This window comes from Paraburkholderia edwinii, from assembly GCF_019428685.1.
GTDB classification, from domain to species: domain Bacteria; phylum Pseudomonadota; class Gammaproteobacteria; order Burkholderiales; family Burkholderiaceae; genus Paraburkholderia; species Paraburkholderia edwinii.
The window spans coordinates 1,157,584-1,180,445 of record NZ_CP080096.1; the positions used below are offsets into that span (position 1 = coordinate 1,157,584).

The 22,862-nt window shown below is 65.6% G+C and carries 16 protein-coding genes and 1 pseudogene; 3 read left to right on the forward strand and 14 right to left on the reverse strand.

Annotation, left to right across the window (positions count from 1 at the left end):
- Positions 1-106 precede the first annotated feature (106 nt).
- From KZJ38_RS26950 to KZJ38_RS27015, 14 genes are all read right to left on the reverse strand, one after another.
- Complete coding sequence (locus KZJ38_RS26950) at positions 107-1,246, reverse strand: acyltransferase family protein (protein ID WP_219802991.1); 1,140 nt, start codon at positions 1,244-1,246, stop codon at positions 107-109.
- 200 nt (positions 1,247-1,446) lie between these two features.
- Entirely contained in the window at positions 1,447-1,992 is a 546-nt protein-coding gene (locus tag KZJ38_RS26955; protein WP_219802993.1) for a hypothetical protein, read from the reverse strand.
- Between the two features lie 4 nt (positions 1,993-1,996).
- Complete coding sequence (locus KZJ38_RS26960; protein ID WP_219802995.1) at positions 1,997-3,253, reverse strand: glycosyltransferase; 1,257 nt, start codon at positions 3,251-3,253, stop codon at positions 1,997-1,999.
- Positions 3,250-4,383 carry a glycosyltransferase gene (locus KZJ38_RS26965; RefSeq protein ID WP_219802997.1) on the reverse strand — a complete coding sequence of 378 codons (1,134 nt, stop codon included), beginning with the start codon at positions 4,381-4,383 and terminating at the stop codon, positions 3,250-3,252. The genes KZJ38_RS26960 and KZJ38_RS26965 overlap by 4 nt, the downstream gene beginning before the upstream one ends.
- The gene (locus KZJ38_RS26970; RefSeq protein ID WP_219802999.1) at positions 4,380-4,895 is read right to left on the reverse strand and encodes an acyltransferase; all 516 of its coding nucleotides are present in this window, start codon (positions 4,893-4,895) and stop codon (positions 4,380-4,382) included. The genes KZJ38_RS26965 and KZJ38_RS26970 overlap by 4 nt, the downstream gene beginning before the upstream one ends.
- Positions 4,892-6,088 carry a glycosyltransferase family protein gene (locus KZJ38_RS26975; RefSeq protein ID WP_219803001.1) on the reverse strand — a complete coding sequence of 399 codons (1,197 nt, stop codon included), beginning with the start codon at positions 6,086-6,088 and terminating at the stop codon, positions 4,892-4,894. Before KZJ38_RS26975 ends, KZJ38_RS26970 begins: the two co-directional genes overlap by 4 nt.
- Positions 6,085-7,350: a hypothetical protein gene (locus KZJ38_RS26980; RefSeq protein WP_219803003.1), complete on the reverse strand. Its 1,266-nt coding sequence runs from the start codon at positions 7,348-7,350 to the stop codon at positions 6,085-6,087. The genes KZJ38_RS26975 and KZJ38_RS26980 overlap by 4 nt, the downstream gene beginning before the upstream one ends.
- A 34-nt stretch (positions 7,351-7,384) precedes the next feature.
- Positions 7,385-8,341 carry a glycosyltransferase family 2 protein gene (locus KZJ38_RS26985; protein WP_219803005.1) on the reverse strand — a complete coding sequence of 319 codons (957 nt, stop codon included), beginning with the start codon at positions 8,339-8,341 and terminating at the stop codon, positions 7,385-7,387.
- A gap of 17 nt (positions 8,342-8,358) precedes the next feature.
- The gene (locus KZJ38_RS26990; protein ID WP_219803007.1) at positions 8,359-9,807 is read right to left on the reverse strand and encodes a lipopolysaccharide biosynthesis protein; all 1,449 of its coding nucleotides are present in this window, start codon (positions 9,805-9,807) and stop codon (positions 8,359-8,361) included.
- A gap of 7 nt (positions 9,808-9,814) precedes the next feature.
- Positions 9,815-11,785: an acyltransferase family protein gene (locus tag KZJ38_RS26995; RefSeq protein ID WP_219803008.1), complete on the reverse strand. Its 1,971-nt coding sequence runs from the start codon at positions 11,783-11,785 to the stop codon at positions 9,815-9,817.
- Between the two features lie 156 nt (positions 11,786-11,941).
- Positions 11,942-14,125 (reverse strand): right-handed parallel beta-helix repeat-containing protein, encoded by a 2,184-nt coding sequence (locus KZJ38_RS27000; RefSeq protein ID WP_219803010.1) that lies wholly within the window; start codon positions 14,123-14,125, stop codon positions 11,942-11,944.
- A 2-nt stretch (positions 14,126-14,127) separates the two neighbouring features.
- Positions 14,128-16,431, reverse strand: coding sequence for a polysaccharide biosynthesis tyrosine autokinase (locus tag KZJ38_RS27005; protein ID WP_219803012.1), 2,304 nt, complete (start codon positions 16,429-16,431; stop codon positions 14,128-14,130).
- Positions 16,432-16,553: 122 nt separating this feature from the next.
- On the reverse strand, positions 16,554-17,729 hold the full coding sequence (locus tag KZJ38_RS27010; RefSeq protein ID WP_246642028.1) for a polysaccharide biosynthesis/export family protein: 1,176 nt from the start codon (positions 17,727-17,729) through the stop codon (positions 16,554-16,556).
- A 162-nt stretch (positions 17,730-17,891) separates the two neighbouring features.
- Positions 17,892-18,860 (reverse strand): helix-turn-helix domain-containing protein, encoded by a 969-nt coding sequence (locus KZJ38_RS27015; protein ID WP_246642029.1) that lies wholly within the window; start codon positions 18,858-18,860, stop codon positions 17,892-17,894.
- 768 nt (positions 18,861-19,628) lie between these two features.
- On the opposite strand from KZJ38_RS27015, the pseudogene KZJ38_RS27020 reads away from it, so the two are divergent.
- The 3 genes and pseudogenes from KZJ38_RS27020 to KZJ38_RS27030 form a co-directional block, all read left to right on the forward strand.
- Positions 19,629-20,843, forward strand: a pseudogene (locus KZJ38_RS27020) (glycosyltransferase family 4 protein); the annotation flags it as partial.
- A gap of 550 nt (positions 20,844-21,393) precedes the next feature.
- Positions 21,394-21,852 (forward strand): (2Fe-2S)-binding protein, encoded by a 459-nt coding sequence (locus tag KZJ38_RS27025; protein ID WP_246642030.1) that lies wholly within the window; start codon positions 21,394-21,396, stop codon positions 21,850-21,852.
- 10 nt (positions 21,853-21,862) lie between these two features.
- Entirely contained in the window at positions 21,863-22,855 is a 993-nt protein-coding gene (locus KZJ38_RS27030) for an FAD binding domain-containing protein (RefSeq protein WP_219803022.1), read from the forward strand.
- Positions 22,856-22,862: the final 7 nt, after the last annotated feature.

Below are 22,862 nucleotides of genomic sequence, written 5' to 3' on the forward strand. Positions count from 1 at the left end.
TATCCGCCGCTTCCGCTTTGCAAGGCCTCAAAAGCCGAAGGCCCTTTGCGCTCGCAAGCGCAAAGGGCCTTCTCTGTTCTGTTCCAGCGAAGAAAGCGCCGCGCGTCTACGACGCCACTCTTGTCGCATCCTCGATCGAAGACGCTTTGCGTTTATCCGGGAACAGCGCATTGCGAATCTTGAGAAACGGAAACTCGACGGCGCGCGTCATCACGTAGCCGAGGACGATGGCGATGACGAACTGCGCCACCATGATTGCTGCCCAGGCCGGAATCGCCGGCACATGCAGCGCGGTCGCCTTGCGAATCAGCATATCGGCCGGCGCGAGCGCCAACGAATGCCACAGGTAGATGCCGTAGGAATACACGCCGATCCACCCGACCAGCCGATAAAGCTTCGTGTCGCGAATCGACTTTGAATACTCCACCGTCAACACGATAAATGCGCAAAATCCGATCGCCTGAATCGTGTAGCCGATGCTCCGGTCAAGCGGCACGTTGCGCGTGCCGAATACGAGCCACAGCACGAGCCCGGCCACGATCGTAAGCAGAAGACCCTTGCGCCCGGCGATCGCGCGATACGCGGCCGGTTTCATCCAGTACAGCGCCGCGAGCATCACGCCGAACAGCAGGCTGTCGATGCGATATTGCGTATAGAAGGCCGTCTCGTCGAGCAGACCGTGATGGACCGCGATGCATCGCGCGATCAGCACCGCGACGCAGACCGATCCGAGCACCATCAGCAGGGTGTCGACGCGCGTCCGGAAACGTGCCAGCACGATCAGCAGCAGCGGCAGAAACAGATAGAAGTGCTCCTCGACCGCGAGACTCCACGTCTGAGCGATCGACGAGCCGAAGTAGTTCTGCGTGTGCGTCAGGTTTTGCACGAGGAACGAGTCGAGCGGATGCCGCCCCGCGAGCACATGAAACAGAATCAGCACGTAATACGCGGGCCAGATCTTGAAGATACGCCGCACGATAAAGCGTGTCGCATCGATGCGCCCTTCCTGGGCGTACTGCTTCAGCAGCAGGCCGCCGACGAGAAAGCCCGACAGCGTGAAGAACAGATTCACGCCTTCGAGTCCGAAACTCTTCAACGGATACTCGATCGCGGCAATCACGGCACTGCCGGTCGGAAAAGAGTGAAAGTGAGTCCCCATCACCGCGATGATCGCGATTCCCCGAATGAAGTCGAGTTCGATCGATCGATTGGCTCCGGGAATGCGTGTCGCGCCAAGCAGGCTCATAGTCTCTCCTCAAGATCTCCTTGAGTATGAACGGCATCTATCCCGCGCACATCGTCAGGACCCGCCAGGATATCGCCGTGTGTCGCCAATTGCGAAGCGGAAGTTTGCAGGCCGCCGCACGAGCGCGGGCAACGCCGCGTTCGGTGAGGCCGTCTTGCATGAACGGATAAAAACCGCGGATAAAACCGCGCAAACCCGGTTCACTGCGTGTCGGTTGCGCCGAACCTGTAATTAGCGGTCGGTGGGACGTCGGTGGGCGACTTGTAAAGCGAATCCGAATTGCGTCCTATCTGATCGGAGCCGTAGGCATAGTCGTAAAAGCTGTGTGGCGCCGAGCCTGCACTGGCTTCGCTTGCGGGCTTCAGCTTCAACTTCGGCGATTTGCCGCCGGACGCCCCCAGACCCGAACTCGACGATCCGGCGTGGCTGCCCGTCATGCCGCCCAGGCTTTGCGAGCCTGCGCCACCGGATCCCGGCGCCGATCCGGCGTGCCCGCCGAAGCCACTCGATGAGCCGCCGGCCGACAAGCCGGATGAGCGGCCGATGCCGCCTCCCGACGACAGGCCCATGCCGCCCGGCGAGCTGAGGCGCAGCGACGACGCGCCGCCCCTGCGGTTCTGGTTGCCGTTCGCGGCTTGCGCAAGCGCGCTTGCGGGGACGAGCGGCAGCATCGTGGCGATCAACGCGCAGGCGCAACAGACGCGCGATAGCGCGGCCAGCCGGGTTTCGCGGGTCGTCTTTTCCATCGTGCTAGCGCTTCCTTGCAGAGGAGGCGAGATTCACGCTGCCCACCAATTGACGCGCGGCGGTCTCGATCCGGAAATGACGCTGGTAGCAGGCCAGCGCAGTGTCGCGCATGGCCTCGCGGGCGCCCGGCGTCGTGTCGAGCGCCCAGCGCCGCAGCGCGTCGGCTACGCTTTCGCGCGTATCGTCGCAGACCCAGCCGCCGCCGGAGGCTTCGATCTCGCGCCAGATATTGACCTTGTTCGTGATGATCACCGGCGTGCGCGAGGCCAGTGCCTCGACGACCGCAATGCCGAAGTTTTCCTGGTGCGACGGCAACACGAACACTTCGGCGGTGCGCAGCGCGCTCCACTTGATCTCGCCGGCGAGCATGCCGGTCCAGACAATGCGGTCGGCGATGCCGCGCGCGGCGGCCACGCTTTTGAGCTGGTCGAGCAAAGCGGGTTCGCCGGGGCCCGCGATCACGAGGCACAGGTCGCGATCGTGCGCGGCGATATCCGCGAAGGCATCGATCAGCAGGTCGCAGCCTTTCTTCTCGTGAATGCGCGAGAGGAATAGCAATACGCGCTTGTTTCGCACCTCGGGAAACGCGTTACGGAACGTATCCGCGGCAACCTCGCCATCGTCGGGCACCGAGTCGATCCCAAAGCCGTTGACCGCGAGCCGGTGCCGGTCATTGAGAAATGGGCGACGCGCGAGTTCGAGCTCGGTTTCGCACGTGAACAGCACGCGTTCGGCGCGATTGAATACCCACCGTTCGAGCAAGGCCCAATAGATACGCTTCTTCAGATGCTTTTTCGGGTAGGTGCGCTGGAACCACGGGTCGAGCATGCCGTGCGGGAACACAAAGAGCGGCGTGCGCGAGCCGATCACGCCGGACCACGCGGCCACACTGTGAAATTGCCAGATGCCGTGCACCACGAACGCATCGAAGCGCGCGCGGTTCGCGCGCAGCCAGCGCACCAGCGGCAGACTCAAACCATAGAAGCCGCGGCCCGGCCCGACACGATGCACCGGTGCATCGACGCGCTCGAATGCGGGACCGTCGGGCGCATCGAGCGTCACGACTTCGCTTGTGCAACCGAACGGCGTCATATGCCGCACGAGCTGCACGACCGCTTCGGCGACGCCGCCCATGCGCGGATCGAGCGACGGCAGAATATGCAGCACGCGCAGCGGGCCGCGCTTCACTGCGGACGAAGGCGCAATCGAGTGTGCAGAAGGCAGCCGGTCATGCGCCGCTGGAGAATCGACTGGATTCACAGATAGAACTCCTTGGGCCGCGGCGCATGGCCGATCCGATGCCGCACGATCTGTTCGAAATACGAAGCGCCGGCGCGCGCGGTCAGTCGTTCGCGCGCCCACTTCACGCGCATGCGACGCGCGCCCGCCGATAGCCCGCCGCTGCGTTCGAGGTCGGCAATCGCGGCAGCGATCGCGTGGCTGTCGCCGGGCCGCACGACGCGGCCGTTGCGCGGACTGTCGAGCAGGATCGACGCGCCCGCGCAACTCGAGCCGACCACCGCCGCGCCCGCCATCAGCGCTTCGCTGACGACCGCGCCCCAGCCGTCGTCCTTGCTGATCGACGGCAGCACGAGCACATCGAAATCGCGCATGCGCCGTTGCACCTCTTCGATCGGCAGCACGCCGCAGAACTCGGTGTCGACGCCGGACTCGCGCGCTTGCGCGACGAGGCGCTCGCGCAACTCGCCGTCGCCGATCAGCGTGAGCCGCGCGCGAGGCCCGAGTTCGCGCATCGCCGGCAGCAGAAACTGCACGCCCTTCTTATCGATCAGCCGGCCGACGTAGGCGATGCGCAATTGCGCGGCGCTCGTGCGCGTCCCGTCGATCTCGGCCGGCGGCGGCAGAAAGTACGCGAACGGAAACACGCGCTCGCGCCGGTAGCCGACTGAACGGAACCACGGCGGACCATGCCGTCCGATCGCGAGCACGAACTGCACATGGCGGCGCAGCGCGGCTTCGGTCATCCACGACTGAACGAAGCGGACCGCGCCGGCGACGCCCGCGTTGTCGCGCGGCTCCGACATGATCGCGAATGGGCGACGCTCGCGCTGCACGATCTCGAGTGCGGTTGTCAGCGTGCGAAACCAGCGGATTCCCGAGAACACGTGCAAGCAGCGATCGCCGCCGCTTTGCACGAGCGCGGCGATCTGTTCGTCGGACGGCGCGACCACGGTCGGCGGCAACGCCACCGAACCGTCGCCCCAGCCCAGTGCCTGACGCGACTCGGGCACGCCTTCGTGCGCGACGCAACTGACTTCCACGCCGGGCCCGAAGCGCTCGGCGACCGCATTGATAAACGCCGACTTATGCGGCGACACGCACGGTTCCCAGAACACGATGCGCGAATAGAGGGGCGTTGGCGTGTTCAAGTGAGCACCCGTTTGGCGATGGCCGGGCAGCCGGCGAGCAGCGTGTCGGCCGGATAGTCGCCGGCCCGCAGCAGCGCACCGGCCGCAAGGATCGACGCGCTGCCGACCGACGAGCCGCCGAGCAGCACCGAGCCGGTGCCGACCCAGCTGCCGTCGGCAACCGTGATCGGCAGCGAATAGCCGACGCCCGCGCGCCGGCGCTGGTCGCCGATCCGATGCGAGCCGGTGTGAAAGATCACGCGCGGCGCGATATCGCAACGCGCGCCGATCACGATGGCCGCATCGGGGGCAACGATAAACAGCGTGCCCAGTCCGATCCACGTGTCCTCGCCGATGGCGATCCGGCCGTGCCCATAGAACTTGACGCCGCCGGTCAGTTTGCAGCCGGCCGCGATCTCGAAGCCGAGCGCGTTGAGTAGCGCACGTTTGAGCGCGAAGCAGCGCGTCGCCGGCAGGATCGCGAGCGCGAGATTGGCCACGGGGTTGCGCAGGGCGCCGAGGATGCGTTTCATCGTGTGCTGAACTCCGGAGTGACGCCGAGAAATTCGACGAGACGCCGTCCGACCGACCGGCGGCTGCAGCGCTCGACAATCCTGCGCTGCCCGGCGGCGGCGATCGCGGCATAGCGCTCGGGATCGGCGGCGATCGCGGCGAGCAGATTCGCGAGCGTGGCCGCATCGGCGTTCGGCAGAATCGCCGCGGTGTCGCGGTCGAACAGCAGCGGGATATCGCTGATGTCGGTGGTCAGCACGAGCAGGCCGTGGCTCGCGAGCTCGATAACCTTCGACGGGAACGTCGTCGCATTGAACGCGCTTTCCGGCAGCTTCAGCGACAGGCCGACATCGGCGCGCGCGAGGATCTGCTTGTACTCGTCGGGGCCGGTGTCCTGCCGCACGTCGAGCGTGAAGCCCGACGGCGCGAGTTCGCGCGCGAGCGCCGCGAGCTGATCGCCGCCGCCGAAACCGGTCACGACGAAATGCGTGCGCGCCGCAAGTTCGGGCCGCTCGCGCGCGAGCGTGCGCAGGGCCGCGGCGAACAGATCGAGGCCGGTGCCGGGGCTGATCGAGCCGCCATAGAGGAAGGTGACGCGCGAGCCGAATGCGCTACGCTGCGGCCCGACGTCGGGCGATACGCCGTTCACCACGCACGCATCGTCGATCTTCATCACGTCGGCGAGCTGGCGCGAGACGACAATCGCGCGCGGGCTGCAGACGCGCGACAACAAGCGCAGGCTGAAGCGGTTCATATAGCCGCGCAGGTTCTTTTCGTCGGCGCGCGGACCGTCCTCGAGATCCATCACGACCTTGTCGCGGCCGAGCCGCCAGCGCAGCAGGATCGCGACCGGCACGTATTCGGGGAAATAGTTGTAGAACACCACGCCGTCGCCGCGCCGCATATGGCGCAGCGCAAACCAGAGATAGACGAGCGCGGCGAACACGCGGTTCAGTCCGCGCAGGCTGATTGCCGGCAGATACGCGCAGGCGAGCTGCTGGTCGCGGCAGACGAAGCTGTCGAAGTAACGCCGGCCCGGACTCGCGGTGACGATCGGAGAACTCACGATCAGCGACGCGCGGGCCTGGCTGCGCACGCCGGCCGCCATGCCCATCACCTTGTTGGACGCCGCATTGACGGGGAACGTCGTGCCGTTGTGACGGTTATAGCGAGGCAGGACGATCGGCGCGAAGAAGAATTGGCGTGGCTTCATGAGTTCTGAGCGGAAGGGGTGGGCACGGCAAGCCGGTCGCTGGCGCCATACCGGCGCGGCTCCGTCAGACGGGTCAGCGTATAGGGGTCCGTCGTCGCGCGAACGTGGCGCGCGACGTGTATCGCGAAGATCACCATGACGAGCTTGTCAAAGTCGGCCGTGACGCCGCTCTGGCAAAACAGCAGCAGCACGAACAGCGCGCAGAGGCCGCCGCCCGCCGCGCGCAGCAACATCCCGACCACCGCGAAGCCGAGCCAGCCATAGTTGAACAGCATGTTGAACACGCCGTTCTGGAACGGTGCGTCCTCGAAGCGCTGGGCCATGCCGTGGCGGATGAAGTATTCGAGCGCCGCTGTTTCGGGCAGGCCGAACGGCGCCTCGAACAGGATGTGGCCCAGTATTTCGAACGGCTGGAAGATGCGCAGGCCTGTCGATACGTCGTTGCCCGACAGGATCCGTTCGATCCGGCTCGGCTCGGCCGCGAAGACCGGCAGCGCGAGGGCGGCAAGCCCGAGCGCCGCGAGGCAGACCATCGCGCTCTTGTTGATGTGGCGATGGTAGAACGCACCCATGACCGCGAGGTTCGCGACGAGCCCGAACATCGTCTGCGAGATCAGGCAGGCGAGCAGCGCGAGCACGTTGGCGGCCAGCCGCGGGCGGCCGCGCAGCAGATGCAGGCAGATGAAGTTCAGGAACAGGCTCACGCCGCCGAGATATGACGGCTCCGAGAAACTCGCGGTCGAGCGGATCTTCACGTCGAGGCCGTGTTCGGCCGCATGCTGGGCCCAGGCGGACGCGAGCGCGGCGTCATTGCTGTTGACGAAGAACCGCGTCGGCACGAAGAGCGCAATGCCCTTGCGGCTCGCGACGGACTGCAGCAGCGCGAGGCCCGTCAGCGCGGCCAGCATCAGCAGCGGCCACCAGCCGTTGAACTTTGAAATGTCGTGGCGCGGCTGGCCGCTGAGCCCCCATGCGAGCAGCAGCATGCCGACGGCAAGGCGCGCTTCGCGCGGCATATTCGGCATCTCGGGCAGGTACATCGTGTTCCACAGCAGACTCAGCGACGTCGCGATCACGATGAGGCCGGTGTTCAGCGGCGTGATGCGCATGCGCGTGTGCACCGCGAGCGCGACGAACAGGACCGCCGAGACCGACACGAAATAGTTGAGCCCGAACTGGATCGCGGGCACGAGCAGAATCAGCCCGTGCACAAACGGGTTCGCGCGCAAGTCCGCGCGCATGTGCGCGACAAGGCGTTTCATGAGGCGCCTCCCGCCGGGCGATGCATGGCGCCGTTCACGCGGCGACCTCGACAGTCTCGACGTGCCGCATGCCGAGCAGCTTGCTATACAGCGCCTTGCCGCCGCGCGCGCCGAGCAGGCCGATCGCGAGCCAGAACGCAGTGCGCTTCGAACCGCGATCGGCGATCAGCGCGCGCGCGAAATACTCGACCGAGGCGAAATAGCTCGAACTGAGCCGCGCCTTGCCGTTGGCGATCAGCGCGTCGACGCGGATGCGCCGCCGGAACGCCGCGAAATCGGTGTGAGCGTTCATTTCGGCGCCCCATTTCTTTTCGATCGCCGCAAGGCCGGCCATGCGCCGCTGCAGATTCACGCTCGTGCGGTCGCCGCCGTGCTGGATAAACGTCACGAGCGCGTCGTCGACGTAGCCGAAATTGCCGAACGACAGGCAGCGCAGCCACATGTCGAAATCCTGGAAGCTCGGCAGCGTTTCATCGAACAGGCCCGCTTCGACGAGCACGGCTTTCCTGACCAGCACGAGGCTCGTCGAGGTCGGGCACTCGCCGCCGAGCGCCTGCGTGCGCGTGAGCACCGGCGCGCTCGGGCGGCAGCGCCGCGCGTGATTGAACTCAACGTCGACGTCGATGTAGTGGCACAGCGCGGCGACGTACGGCGTGCGTTCGAGCAGCGCGACCTGCTCGCGGATCTTGCCGGGCATCCAGAGATCGTCGTCGTCGAGAAAGGCGATGCACTCGCCGCGCGCGCGCAGGATGCCGGTATTGCGCGCGCCGCATGCGCCCTTACTGCGCGCATTGGGGATCACGATCACGTTCTCGCCGAGGCCGGCGAGCGCGTCGCGGACTGCCTGCTGTTCGGCGGGCTCGGTGTTGTCGTCGACCACGATGACCTCGAGCGCCGGATAGTCCTGTGCGAGCACGGTTTCGACGGCGCGACGGACCATCTTCGCACGGCGATAGGTCGGGATGACCGCGGTTACGAGGGGCGAGTTCATCAGTAAGTCCTCACGGTTCAGGCGAAACGCAGCACGCGGCGCAGCGCGAACATGTGTTCAGGGTTGAAACGGCTGACGTGCCAGAGGCCGTAGGCGGCGCCGACAAGGCCCGGCACGATCAGGCGCGCGAGCGCCGGCCAGTCGAACGAGCCGATCGCGCGGCTCGCGAGCATCGCGAACAGGCACACGCCGACGCCGAGCACGACTTGCCAGCGCAATGCGCGAAAGAGCGCGCTGAACGGCATTTCGAGCAGCCGGGCGGTCACGCCGAGATGGATCGGCGCGCTCGTGAGCGTGGCGACGAGATAACCGGCGGCGATGCCCTGCACGCCCCAGTGCGCGCCGACCAGCCAGCAGGCGATATGCAGCACCGCGACGCAGAAGTTGAGGATCAGCAGCCAGTCGGTGCGGCCTTTGACCATGAACACCGCGGGCGCCGTGCTCAATACGGACTGCACGAAGCCGACCGGCGCGAGCCAGACCAGCAGCGTCGCGACGCTCGCCCATTTGGGGCCGAGCGCGACCGCGATAAACGGCTCGCGCAGCGCGACGAGGCCGCCCATCAGCGGCGCGGTGATCAATGCGACGAACGACACGCTCTGCAGATAGCTCTCGCGTTGCTTGTCGGGGTCGGTCTGATGCGCGCTCAACACCGGATAGAGCGCTTTGGACGCGACGAAGGCGATGCTCTGCAGCGGGTAGAGCATGATCTTGAACGCGAGCGAGTAGGGGCCCAGCGCGATCGCCCCGAGCACCTTGCCGACGATCATCGAGTCCGCATTGCGGTTCAGGTAGATCACGAGATTCGACAGCGTGAGATTCGACGAGAAGCCGAAGATGTTGCGCACTTCCTTGCCGTCCCAGCGCAGCGTGGGGCGCCACGAGGACGCGAGATACATCTGCGCCGACGACATGGTGGAAGTGACGAGCGCCTGCACGACGAGACTCGTGAGCCCGAGACCGAAACGCGCCGCGACGATGGCGGCGCACATGCCGCTCGTGTACGACACCACGTCCGAGCGCGCCACCGTGCGGAACTGCGACGCGCGCTCGAGCAGCGCCTGATGCGCGGCGCCGAAGGCCATGATCGGGAAGGTCAGCGCGAGCCAGTACAGCACGTGGCTCAGCGATTCCGAGTGGAACAGCCGTGCGATCGGCACCGAGAACGCGACGATCACGATTGCGATCGCCGAGCCCGCACTGATGTTGACCCAGAACACCGAGTTCGCGAGTGTCGGCGACATGTCGCGGCTGCGGATCAGCGCGGGGCCCGTGCCCATATCGCGCAGCAGGCCCGCGAAGTTGGTCACGACCGTGGCGAGCGCCATCACGCCGAAGTCGGTCGGGCTCAGCAGGTGCGAGAGAACCGACAGGCCGACGAGCTGGACCACGCTCTTGGCGATCTGCGCGCTCGCGAGCCAGCGCGCGTTGCGTCCTACCGACGGTGCAGGTTGGGGAGTGGACATGATCGGATCAGCTCGCGTCGAAGAGTGGGCGGAACAGCGGGGTCAGCCGACGGCTGCCGCGCGCACTGAGGTGGTCGCTATCGATATAAAGCGGGATCAGCGCCTGCGAGCCGTAGCAGCGGCCGTCGCGGCACAGCAAGGGCAGCGGATCGAGCGCCTTGACGCCGCAGTTCGCCGCCGCGTCCTCGATCGCCGCGCGCGCGACCGCATTGCGCTTGTAGTAAGCCGTCTCGGTGACCGACACGTCGACCGGGTGCCTGCCGAGGATCAGCGACTTCGCGAGCATGTTCGGCACGTCCTCGTTCATCTCGGGAATCGGCATCAGCGCATACACAGGCCGGCTTTGCGCGAGCGTGCAGAGGTCGCGGGTCAGGAAGCTCGCAAAGCGCGCGCGGCGTTCGACGGGATCGGCGATCGGCCGTTCGCCGTTGAAGCCGATCAGCATGGTCGGGTCGTCGATGGTGTTCTTGCCGTCGACATACATCGAGAAACGCGCGACGACGATGACCGGCACGCTCGGCGGATACTGCTTGAGATCTTCGGAGACCTGCTTCGCGAATTTGCGGCACGGCTCCTCGGTGTATTTGCCGAAGCGGCTCGCGCCGACGAACGGCGGACAGCCGGACGTGCCGTAGAACATCACGCTGTCGTTGGCGAGCGCTGCCGCGTCGACGATGCCTGGAATGACCGCGTTGCCATGACTGTCGCCCCAGACGATCGCGCCGATCTTCGGCGAGTCGCCGTATTTGCAGCCGATCTGCGCCGAGCCGTCGAGCATGCGCTGCACGCTTTTATTCAGGCATTCGACGCGGCGCGGGTCGAAATCGCTGCTCTCGGCGGACGCGAGCCTGACCTGGTTCGGCAGCCGCGCAGCCGCGCCGTTCGAGAACGTGACGCCCGTGCAGGCGAGCACCACCGCGATCGGTGCGCTAGCGAGCGTGGCGAGCCCGCGCAGGCCGAAGCGTTCGCGCAGGCCGGCGGCGCGGCGCTCGGCGAGTTCGTACGAGAGGAAACCGAGCAGTACCGACAGCGCGAGTCCGCCCGCGATCACCGCCGGGTCGTGGGGCGGCAAGTCCAGATAGCGGATCAGTACGGTCAGTGGCCAGTGCCACAGGTAGATCGAGTACGACCAGCGGCCGAGCAGTTGCAGCGGCACGAAGGTCGAGAACGCGCTGTCGTTGGCGGCCGCGAGGATCACGAGCGCCGCGCCGAGGGCAGGCACGAGCGTCATGACGCCGGGCCAGTCGTACGCTTCTGTGAAGAACAGACCCGCGCACAGAATCGCCGCGAGACCGATGGCCTGGAGGATCGCGGCTGTGCGTGCGTCGAACTTGAAGCGCCCGGCGTTGAGCATCACGAAACCGCCCATCACCATCTCCCAGGCGCGCGTCGGCAGCAGGAAGAAGTTGGCCTCGGGCGCGTTGCGCGCGATCACCGGATCGAGCGCGAACGAAACGAGTCCGATCAGCACCAGCAGCACCTGGAAGACGCCGCGCTTATTGCCGAACACGCGCGCACCGAGCATCAGGATGATCGGGTACACCATGTAGAACTGCCACTCCACCCCGAGCGACCACGTATGCAGCATCCACTTGGTCTGCGAGGAGGCGTCGAAATAGCCGGCTTCGCGCCAGAACACGAAGTTCGAGATAAAGAGGAGCGACGCGCCCGCGTGTTCGGCGAGCAGCTTGTACGCGCGCTGGTCGAGATAGAACCAGCCGAACAGCATTAGCACGGCGGCGAGCGCCGCGAGCGCGGGCACGATCCGCGTGAAGCGCGCGACGTAGAAGTCCCACAGGCTGAATCGCCCCTGCTCGAGCCGGCCGACGACGATCGACGTCATCAGATAGCCCGAAATCACAAAGAACACGTCGACGCCGATAAAGCCGCCGTTAAAGCCCGGTGTCTGGAAGTGGAACAGCGCGACGAGCGCGACCGCCACTCCTCTCAGGGCATTGATGTCTTGTCTGAAGCGCATGATGCTGCGTGTCCCGTGTGGAAAACCCCGTTGGGGGTTCATTGCCGGCAATGGGTGCTGCCACCGCGTGCGACGACCGTGCTGCGTTCTTTCTGCTGCCTGCTGCCTTTTACCTGTTACCTGCCAGAACTTGCCGCTACCTGTTCTTATTTGCCACTACCTGCTGCTGCCCGTTGTTGTGGGCTCCTTACCCGCGCCCACCGTATCGAGCGGGCGGAACGGCGACACCTGGAATCCCTCATGCAGCGCGGGCGAAGACGGTGCGAGCTGCAGATCGGCAAACGTGCTGCGCGCGGCATCGGGCATCGCCTTGACGAATTTCACGTCGCTCTCGCCGAACACCGGTCCGGTCTCGATATAGGGCGTCGCGCGAAAATCGATCGCGGCTGTCTTGCCGCCGATCACCGCATTGCGGCGCAGGACATTGCCCTTCGGCGCGCCGGGTTCGTCCGCGAGCATTTTCGCGAGGCCCGGGTAGCGCGTGGAGTAGGGCGGCTGGTTGTAGCGCACCTGGGCGAGCTGCTGCTGCAGCTGCCCGCGCGGATCGTTGGCGAGACCCTTCTGCCACGAGAGTCCGCGCGAATCGATATGGATCGCGGGCGAGCAGTTCACGAAGAGGTTGTCTTCGACGAGGTTGTCGCGCCCGCCGCCGATAAAGATCGCCTGATTGACCTTCGAGAACACATTGCGCCGGATCGTCGTGCCGCCGCCCTGGTCGTCGAGATAAATACCCATCGTCGCCTGCGGCTGCGCGGCACTGCCGATGTCGTGCAGGAAGTTGCCTTCGAGCAGCGTGCCGCGCGCGGACCAGTCGCGGCCCGTGTAGATCGCGCCCGTGTCGTCGGATTCCCGCGCGACGTGGTCGATCTCGTTGCCGGTAATCACGTGGTCGTTGCCGCCGAAAATAATCGCCGCGTGCGGACCGTTGTAGATATGGTTGCGCTCGATCCGGTCGCCGACGCCCGTCATGCTGATCGCGGGCCGGTACGCGCGCGAACGCAGCGCGTAGTCGTGGATCACGCTGTCTTCGATCGTGACGTTGCCGGCCGCGAGGGTCTGGCGGTTGCCCGCGAACACCACGAAGCCGCCTTCGCCCGTGTTCGACACGTCCATGAAGCGGTAGTGGCTGTTGCTCGCGGTCGACCAGACCGCGACGCTGCCTGCGTTGCGCACCTTCGCGTGATCGATCCCGATGTTCTGGCCGCCGCTGATCTCGATCGCGTTGCCGCGTGTGTCCTCGAAGCCGAGGTCGTGGATCGTCAGATTCCCCACGGCCTTCGCGACGAGCAGCTGGTCGCTGACCGATGCTTCGACGTCGCCGTCGGAGAGCGGCGCGGGCGGCCAGAAGTAGAGCGTCATCGATGCGCGGTCGAGATACCACTCGCCGGGCCGGTCGAGTTGCGACAACGCGTTTTCGAACACCATGCGCTGGCCGGTCTTCATGCCGAGCATCGGCGCCGGCGCGGCAAGCGTGACCGTGCCCGAGGACGGATCGACCGATTCGACGGGCAGCGTCGTATCGGCCCAGTTGCGCGCCCAGTAACCCATCGCGCGCAACTCGGGTTCGTTCTTCAGCGCCTCGAGCGGCGCGCCCGCGACCGTGAAGCTCGTGCCCTTCTCGCCGCCGGGCAGCGACGCGATCGTCGCGAAGCCCTGGCTTGGCCAGCGCGCGAGCGTCTGCGGCTCGCCGCGATAGAACAGTTCGAGCGGCGCGGGCGACACGCGGATGCCGAAGCCCTGGCGCTCGAAGGTGCCCGCATCGTCGATGCCGCTGTCCGCGAGTTTTGCAACGAGCACGTGAGCGCGCGCGGCGGCCGGCAAACGCGTGGCCGCGAGGTCGTTCGCGTCCGGCGCACGAAAGCCGTGGACGATCTTCGCGCCCGACAGAATGGTGCGGCTCGCGCCCGCGCCCGACAGGCTGATCGGCGTGCCGCGCCAGCTCGCGTCGAGCTGCATCTGCAGCGGCTCCGCGAGCCGGTAGGTGCCCGGGCCAAGCACGATGTCGAGACGATCGGCCTTGCCGCCCGCGAAACGCGATTTGCTTGCGGCGAGCACGGCAACCGCCGCGCGCAGCCCGACGTCGCGGCTCGCGCCGGTGGGCGCGGTGGCGGCGCTCGCTTGCGCATCGACATCCGTATTGGTGGCGGCGGCGCTCACGTGAAGCGTCAGCGCGGTCGCGACGGCCGGCAGCAGACCCGCGCCGAGCCCGAACCAGCAGGCCGCGCGGCGTGCCCGGTGCGAGGTGCGCCGCGAAATATGCTGTGAAGCGGGCTGTGAAGCGGGCTCTGAAGCGTGCTGTGACCCGCGCTCAGAAGCGCGCCGTGAGAAGTAAAGCGCCATGGTCAGGCCTTCGACGCGTGAGCGCGCGGCGCGCCCGGATAGGCATACGTGCCGTAGCCGTAGGTCTTGTCGCCGGGCCGCGGCTTCACGTCGTTGAGCACGAGCCCGTCGAGCATCACGCCGACGTGCGCAAGACGCTTGGCCGATTCCTTGATCTGCGCGATGGTCGTGGAACCCTGGCGCACCACGAGGAACGCGGAGCCCGCGAGCTGGCCGAGCGACCCGACGTCGGCGACCGCGAGCACCGGCGGCGTGTCGATCAGCACCACGTCGTACTGCTTCGCGATTTCGCCAACGAAGTGCGTGAAGCGCCTGCTCATCAGCAGTTCCGACGGATTGCTCGGCGCGACGCCGCGCGTGAGCACATCGAGGCGCGGCACCACGGCGCGATGGACGAGCTCCTCGAACGATTTCTCGAGCGCGATCAGCTCCGCGAGACCCGGGCCTTCGCGCTGGCCGAAATGACGGTGCAGGTCGCCGTCGCGCATATCGGCGTCGATCAGCAGCACGCGCTGCTGCGAGTTGGCGAGCACCGCCGCGAGATTGGCCGAGGTGAACGACTTGCCTACGCCAGGCGTCGGCCCGGACATCAGCACGATATTGTTGCTCGCTTCGAGCAGCAGAAATTGCAGCGCGGTGCGGAAGCTGCGCAGCGCCTCGATCGGCAGGCTGTCGCTGTCGGTATGCGCGAGCAGCGAAACCCTGCCGGCTTGAGCCGGCGACCAGATGCGCGTGTACATGCGCGCGTCGCGCGACTCCTGCAGCTTGCTGTGCGGGATGCTTGCGTAGACCGGCAGGCCGGTATCGCGTTCGATATCGCGCGCATGCATGATGGCCTGCGACAGTTGCCGGCGGAACCATGCGATCAGGCAGCCGCCGAACAGGCCGATCGCCGCCCCGAGCACGACCACGAGCTTGCGGTTCGGCTTGACGGGAATCTCCCCAACGACCGCGGTATCGACGAGCCGCGCGTTGCCGGTCTTGCCCGCGCGCGCGATGCGCAACTGCTCGGCGCTGGTGAGCAGACCCGTATAGAGATCGGTGTTGACCTGCACGTCGCGCTGCAGCCGCAGTTCGTTCTGTTCGAGCTGGGGCAGCTGGCGCGTTTTCGAGTCGATCTGGGCGAGCCGCTGCCTGAGCACGGCCTCCTGATTGACGATCGCGATCACGGCGGGGTGGTTGTCGGTGAAGCGCGCGACCAGTTCGTTGCGCTTCTGTTCGAGATCGGCGAGCTTGTTCTGCGCGTCGACAGTCTGCTGCAGCACCGCCGCGCCTTCCGCCGTGAGGTCGATGGTCTGGTTCTGCGCGCGGAAGCGGTTATATGCGCTCTCCGATTCCTCGAGTTGATGCTTGAGTTGCGGCAACTGCTGGTTGAGGAACGCCAGCGACTTCTCAGCCTCGGCGGACTTGCGCTCGATGTTCTGCGCGATGTACTGCTGGCCGATCTCGGTGAGTACCGCGCTTGTCTGAGCCGCGTCGCGTCCCTGCAGGCTCGCCTGGATCACATCCGAATCCTTGGAAGTCTGCGCGATGCGCATCGCCCTTTGCAGCGACTCGACCGCCGTGACCTCGGAGACGCGCGTGAGCCGGAAGGTGCCGCCGGGCTCCGCGGAAAGACTCGTGATGTCGGCCGTCAGCGGACCGTCCACGGTCTGCGCCGTGAGCGGCTCGCCGACATGCCCGCTGACGCGGATGCCCGCCTTGTCGTTGACGATCGTGTACTGGCCGTTCGCACCCGCGATCAGCTTGAACGGTTTGCCGTACAGCACGGGCGGCGGATCGAAGCTCGCGACCCTGGCCTGCTCCTGCGCCCAGACGTAACCGCCATAGCCGAAGAAACCCGGTTTCGACAGGCCTTTCTGCATGGTCGACCACCAGCGGCCGAATACCGGAAAGCGCTGCGGCTCGACGTCGATCGTGAGTCCCTGGCTGCGCACCGCGGGCGTGAGCACGAGCCGCGACTGCAGGATCTCCATCTCGTCGGAAGCTTCGGACTTGATGTCGAACATCTGCGACACGCTCGACAGCGTATCGGTCGGCGAATTCGGATTGTCCTCGACCTGGATCAGGATGTCCGACTGGTAGATCGGCGCGGCCAGCACGGCATAGCCGATCGCGATCGCGGTCGTGACGGCCGTGATTCCCGTGATCATCCAGCGGTTGTCGTAGAGCGTGTCGATAAACGCGCTCGCATCGACCACGCTGCCCACCGGCTCGACGGTAGGCGCCGGATTGATGCTGGCGACCTTCAGGCCGCGCCGGTCGTTACCGGGCTGCTTGTAAGACGGGTTAGTCGGTCGGTCCACGGTACGGCTCCCTGCTTCAATGAGTTGCAACGTCTGGCGCAGCGCGGACTTGCCGCTGGCCGGTTTTCGTCACGAGGAGAACGGGGATCGTGTTGCGCGCCCCGCTCATCCCGCGCGGACGGTCAATTGCCGTACGCGGTCTTGCTGAAGTACGCGGCCTCCGCGCTCGGCACGATGTTGTTGATGACCCGCGCCCAGCGGACGACCGCGGCCGTATCGACGAATACGACGTCCTTCGCCTTCAGCTCGAAGTTCTCGGCGAGCGCGAGCGCGCTCGGGTTCGACGCGTCGAGGTGGTAGATCACGTGCTTGTCGGCCGTGATATTGCGCACCACGTAGACCTGCTTCGCGTCGGCCGTGTTCTGGCTCACGCCGCCTGCGTCGCCGAGCGCCTCGTTGAGCGAAAGCTCGCCGTTGCGCAGGAACAGCGTGGTCGGACGCGTGACTTCGCCCATCAGGAACACCTTGCTGTCCTCGCGCGCGAACACGCGGACCATGTCGCCGTTGCGCAGCAACACGTCCGACGGATTGATGCCCTTGGCGACCAGCGCGGGGATGTCGACGATCGTCGATTTGCCGTTGCGGATCACGGCGATGTTCGCGCGGTCGCCGACCGCGGTGAAGCCGCCCGCGCGATTGATCGCCTCGGTCAGCGTCATCGGCACGTCGTTGAAGATCTGCAGTCCTGGCGAGTGGACTTCGCCATCCATATAGACGCGCTTGCTGCGGTACGACTGCACGCGCAGCGTGACCTGCGGGTCGCGCACGTATTTGCCGAGCTGCGCGGCGAGCACGTTGCGCGCCTGCATCTCGGTCAGTCCGCCGACGTGTACCGCGCCCGCGTAGGCAAACTGGATCATGCCGTTGGTGTCGACGGTATAGCCCGTCGATACCGACGCCGAACCGGTGAAGTCGATGCCGACGGTCTGCACGTTGGTGGTCGGCAGGTTCAGTTCGGGGTGATCCCAGATCTCGATGGCGAGCACGTCGCCGGGGCCGATCGCATACGGCGCCGGCGCGGCGAACAGGGCCTGCACGTCCGCCGGCACGGTGGTCGGCGCGGCGAGCCGCTCGGCCTTGATCAGCGCGGGCGTGATCTCGGTCAGCGCGCCGGGAGGCGGCTGGTCGCTGCCGGCCGCGGCCGCGTCCGTGGTGTGCGCGGCGCCGGGCATACCCGACACGGTCTTGCCGTAGGTATCCTGGTTCATGCTGCTGAAATGCTGGCCCGGGTCGACGCCGCAGGCGCCGAGTGCGAGCAGCAGCGACAGCGCGCCGCCGAGTCCAAGCACGCGGCGCACGCACGAGGCGCGCCGCGGCCGACGGAGAGACGCGTGAACCGGCGAGGATGCCGGCAGGGAAGCGGTATGTCCGATCTGATTCATCTAGTACGCAGCTGAACGACTGAAGGCCGGCAGACGTGATCCGCCGGATGAGCTACCTGTAGAGGAGTCAACGACCGCTCAGGACGCGGCTTGGGCTTGGGCCTGGCGATTCTGCAAGCGATATTCGGTTGGCGAGACGGAGAGCCGCTTGCGGAAAATCTTGGCAAGCCGGTCGCCGTTGGCCATGCCGATCCGGCGTGCGATCTTGTCGACCGGGAGGTCGGTTTCGATCAGCAGGCGGCACACCATGTCGAGGCGTGCCCGCAGCAGATACTCGGACGGCGTGATGCCGATTTCATCCTTGAATCGGCGCAGATAGTTGCGCTCGCTCATCGCCGCGACCTGCGCGGCGTCGGCGACCGAGATCGAGCGCTCGCAGTTGTCCTTGAGCCAGCGCGCGGAAGCGCGGACCTTGTCGGCCACGCTGGTGACGCCTGCCTCAGCGAGCAGCATGGCGAGCTTGGCGCCGGCGCCCGGCAGGACCTGTTCGCCGACTTCGCGCGCGATGTCATGACCGAGGTCGTACTTGACGAGCATCAGCGCGTTTGCCATGGCCGAAAAGCAATCCTCGTCGCTGTCGGCTTCACTCTGGCCGGCGAAGCCGGGCCGGTCGGCCATACCCATCAGGCTTGACGAAGCGAAGCTCGAGCGCGCGCCGGGCGCGCTGCGCAGCGGTGCGCTGCTGGCATAGCCGAAGCGCATCCGGCCCAGCAACGCCTCTTCGAGCGACGCATCCTGCGCGCCCTTGCCGCCGCCGATAAACAGCGCGTCGAAGTTCTGGTACTGGCGTACGTCGAAGCGCTCGGTCCACAGATGCACCGACGACGAGCACGACACGTTGCCGCCGGCGAGCGACAGCATCTTGACTGTGTAGATCCAGTTCACTGCGCTTCCCGCGACGGCCAACTGGTTCGCCTTGTTGAATACCTCGGCGACGATGCCGGCGCGCAGCAGCGAAAAGCCCTCGAATAGGACGATACCGATCTGGCGAGCGGGAGCCCGCGCCGCCGTCCACGGCTCGTGGCTATTGCCAGAGATCGTTGCCACGTCTTTTACGAGGCGGGGAACGATACGGTCTGACTCTTCAAGGTGTGCAACATACGGCATGTCGTTTCCTCAGAAACGTTTCCCCGGGATGTCGTCATTTTTTTGTAGGTCGTGCTGCTTGTGCTGCTGTTCAGTGCTTATAGATGGCTCGGCTGCTCCTGTGCACTGTTTGAGGGATGACGCTCCGCGACTTCGCGCTACTTGGGTTCACCCCAGGTGGGTACATCCCAGGTTGCAAAGCACGTGCAGTATATCGATAACAAATGATTGCGCACGCAACGACGCCGCGAAATTATCAATTTAATTCCGAACAAATGCTTGACACGGCGCAGTTCACATTCAGTTCACATTTCAAAAAAATGACCGATTTTTTGTATGCGCGATGCGTTCGTAAACGGAATAATTTTTGGGATTTTTTTGTTATAAAAATGTCGTAAAGGTCTGCTACGCCAGGCTCTCAGCCGATTGTCCAAACTGTGAAATGCTGCTCACTGGTTGAGCACGCAACCACATCGTCAATTTGGAAAAATCCTGATAAATTTGCTTTTATGGTGCATGACGGCATGACATACAATTTGCGCCGAAAAGAGACTTGACGGCTAATTTATGCCCGCAAAGGTTGCAAATTTAACTTTCCCAAAGTATTGCCGTGCTCTAGATTGAGCGACGCCGCGTCGAGCTGCCGGGCGGCCAGGCCGGCGGCGGCATGTCGAGCCGGCTTTCTGCCAACTGGAAGTCGCGACGCGAAACCCATCCGGAGAAGATCGCATGAGCAACGGGGACATCGAGACGCCTGACGGGCGCGTGTCGCCGGGGCGCAGTCCGGGCACAGCCATGCGCGCATCGAGTACGGTGCGCATCGCGATCGTTCACGACTGGCTGGTTGCCTATACGGGCGCCGAACGTGTTCTCGAGCAGATCATCGCGTGCTTTCCGGACGCCGACCTGTTCGCGCTGGTCGACTTTCTGGAAGACCGATCATTTCTGCGCGGCAAGCCGGTCAAGACGACCTTCATCCAGAAGCTGCCGCGTGCGCGTGCAAAATATCGCGCGTATCTGCCGCTGATGCCGTTTGCCGTCGAGCAGTTCGATCTGTCCGCTTACGACGTCGTGATCTCGAACAGCATCGCCGTCGCGAAGGGCGTGCTGACCGGCCCCGACCAGGTGCATATCAGCTACGTGCATTCGCCGATCCGCTACGCGTGGGATCTGCAACATCAGTATCTGAACCAGTCGAAGCCGCGCACCGGGCTCAAGTCCATCTTCACGCGGCTGCTGCTGCACTATCTGCGTACCTGGGATGTCCCGCCCGTCAACACAGTCGACTCGTTCGTCGCCAACTCGACATCGAGCGCACGGCGGATCTGGAAGGTCTATCAGCGCGACGCGGCCGTGATCTTTCCGCCGGTCGACGTCGAAGGCTTCCCGCTGCATGTGCAGAAAGAAGATTTTTATCTGACCGCGGCGCGGCTTCTGCCGGACCGGAAAATCGACCTGATTGTCGAAGCGTTCGCGAAGATGCCCGAGCGGCGCCTCGTCGTGATCGGCGATGGGCCGGAAATGCACCGGGTGCGCGCGCTGGCGACGCCGAACGTCGAGGTGACCGGATACCAGCCGTTCGCGGTGCTGCGCGACCGGATGCGGCGCGCCAAGGCGTTCGTGTTTGCCGCCCAGGAGGATTTCGGCACCGCGGTGGTCGAGGCGCAGGCGTGCGGCACGCCGGTCATCGCGTTCGGCAAGGGCGGGGTGCTCGAAACGGTGCGCGGCCTGTCCGACGCGCGCCCGACCGGCGTGGTGTTCGCCGAGCAGACGGCGCAAGCGCTCGTCGCCGCGGTCGACGATTTCGCGTCGAACCCCGGGCGCTTTTCGCCGATCGATTGCCGCGCAAACGCCGAACGTTTTTCGGCAGCGCTGTTTCGCACGCGTTTCTTCGGTCACGTGCGCGCGCGGGTTCCGGCGTTGCGGGACTCGACCCTGCCGCCGGCCGACGTGCCGGCTCAAGGGCGCGCGCGCTGAGGCGGCGAATCATCAAGGCATCCTGAGTGGGCGTCCTGAGTGGGCATCCTGAGTGGGCATCCTGAGTGGGCATCCTGAGTGGGCATCCTGAGTGGCGCCACGGAAAAATCAGATTAGTGGTGAGCGTCGGTCGGGCATCCCGCTTGCACAGCTTCGACGGCAGTACGACGTGCCGGCTGTTGCCGATCATTCGGCCTGAAAACGATCAGCACGACTGCGAAGCGCGACCTATACTTTTCGCTTGCCCCCACTCGCGTCATTTGCAGTCAGCCTGCCCGCAGCCTGGCGTTTCCAGACCGCCATGACCTGATCCGCAAGGTCGGGTCGTGCGCGCTGCCGCTGCCCGCGCGGCGCCATTCAGCGCTACCCAGCGCCCGGTCGTTCTTGCGTCTTCCCGCTCAAAGGAGTCCGCTCGATGCCCCATACCGCCACCCGTCCCAACGTCCCGGCACATTCCACCGTAGACGATCGCCGCGACAGCAAATCCGCCGGCACAACGTCCACGCCACCGCCAACCATGTCTGTTGCATTGACGGTGAACGGCAAAATCTACCAGCTCGCGCTCGACCCGCGGACCACGTTGCTCGACGCGTTGCGCGAGCACCTGCATCTGACCGGCACGAAGAAAGGCTGCGATCACGGCCAGTGCGGGGCATGCACCGTGCACGTAAACGGGCGGCGCGTGAACGCGTGTCTGTCGCTGGCGGGCACGCACGAAGGCGACGACATCACGACGATCGAAGGGATCGGCAGTCTCGATGAGCTGCATCCGATGCAGCAGGCCTTCGTCGAATGCGACGGCTACCAGTGCGGCTACTGCACATCGGGGCAAATCATGTCGGCCGTGGCGCTGCTCGGCGAAGCGGTCGGCCCCGCCGACGCCGACGTGCGCGAGGCAATGAGCGGCAACCTGTGCCGTTGCGGCGCCTATCAGAACATCGTCACCGCGATCCAGCGCGTGCGCGAGAAAACCTGAGGACGCCGCCATGGAACTGTTCCAGCTCTCACGTGCGAGCGATCTGAGCGAGGCGATCGCGGCGGGCGCGGCCTCGTCGGGTGCGCAGGTGCGCTTTCTGGCCGGCGGCACGACGCTGCTCGATCTGATGAAACTGAATGTGGAGCGCCCGGGCCGCGTGATCGACATCAGCCGCCTGCCGCTCGATCAGATCGAAGCCACGCCGGACGGCGGCATCAAGATCGGCGCCACGGTGCGCAACTCGGACCTTGCGATGCATCCGCTCGTCAGCGAGCGTTATGCGGTGCTGTCGCAGGCCGTGCTCGCGGGCGCCTCCGTGCAACTGCGCAACATGGCGACGACCGGCGGCAACCTGCTGCAGCGCACGCGTTGCGTGTACTTCCGCGATACCGCGATGCCGTGCAATAAGCGCGCGCCCGGTACGGGCTGCCCGGCGATCGGCGGCTCCAACCGGATGATGGCGATACTCGGTGTCAGCGACGCCTGCATTGCCAGCAATCCTTCAGACATGAACGTAGCGCTGACGGCACTCGATGCGACGATCCACATCGAAGGCGCGAAAGGCCCACGCAGCGTCGCGATCGACGCGTTCTTCCTGCTGCCCGGCACCACGCCGCAACGCGAAACCGTGATCGAAGCCGGCGATCTGATCACGCACGTCACCTTGCCGCCACCGCCGGAGGGAAGCCGTTCGTTCTATCTGAAGCTGCGCGATCGCGCGTCGTACGAATTCGCGCTGGCATCGGCGGCGGTCGTGGTGAAGGTGCGCGATGGGCGCATCGAACATGCTCGCGTCGCGCTGGGCGGGGTCGGCACGAAGCCGTGGCATTCGACTGAAGCGGAGGCTGTGCTCGGCGGTGCGGTTCCCGATGCCGCGACGTTTACACGGGCCGCGGATGCGGCGCTCGCCGATGCGCGGCCGCAGAGCCAGAACGGCTTCAAGGTCGAGCTCGCGCGCAGGTGCATCGTGCATGCGTTGACGCAGGCTACTCGCAACGACTGAACTTCGA

What these genes read in the sequence shown, in the direction of transcription:
- KZJ38_RS26970 (WP_219802999.1), bottom strand. Translation starts at nt 4,895, where the DNA reads ATGAAACGCATCCTCGGCGCCCTGCGCAACCCCGTGGCCAATCTCGCG.
- KZJ38_RS26985 (WP_219803005.1), bottom strand. Translation starts at nt 8,341, where the DNA reads ATGAACTCGCCCCTCGTAACCGCGGTCATCCCGACCTATCGCCGTGCG.
- KZJ38_RS27025 (WP_246642030.1), top strand. Translation starts at nt 21,394, where the DNA reads ATGTCTGTTGCATTGACGGTGAACGGCAAAATCTACCAGCTCGCGCTC.
- KZJ38_RS27000 (WP_219803010.1), bottom strand. Translation starts at nt 14,125, where the DNA reads ATGGCGCTTTACTTCTCACGGCGCGCTTCTGAGCGCGGGTCACAGCAC.
- KZJ38_RS26995 (WP_219803008.1), bottom strand. Translation starts at nt 11,785, where the DNA reads ATGCGCTTCAGACAAGACATCAATGCCCTGAGAGGAGTGGCGGTCGCG.
- KZJ38_RS26975 (WP_219803001.1), bottom strand. Translation starts at nt 6,088, where the DNA reads ATGAAGCCACGCCAATTCTTCTTCGCGCCGATCGTCCTGCCTCGCTAT.
- KZJ38_RS26950 (WP_219802991.1), bottom strand. Translation starts at nt 1,246, where the DNA reads ATGAGCCTGCTTGGCGCGACACGCATTCCCGGAGCCAATCGATCGATC.
- KZJ38_RS26980 (WP_219803003.1), bottom strand. Translation starts at nt 7,350, where the DNA reads ATGAAACGCCTTGTCGCGCACATGCGCGCGGACTTGCGCGCGAACCCG.
- KZJ38_RS26990 (WP_219803007.1), bottom strand. Translation starts at nt 9,807, where the DNA reads ATGTCCACTCCCCAACCTGCACCGTCGGTAGGACGCAACGCGCGCTGG.
- KZJ38_RS26955 (WP_219802993.1), bottom strand. Translation starts at nt 1,992, where the DNA reads ATGGAAAAGACGACCCGCGAAACCCGGCTGGCCGCGCTATCGCGCGTC.
- KZJ38_RS27030 (WP_219803022.1), top strand. Translation starts at nt 21,863, where the DNA reads ATGGAACTGTTCCAGCTCTCACGTGCGAGCGATCTGAGCGAGGCGATC.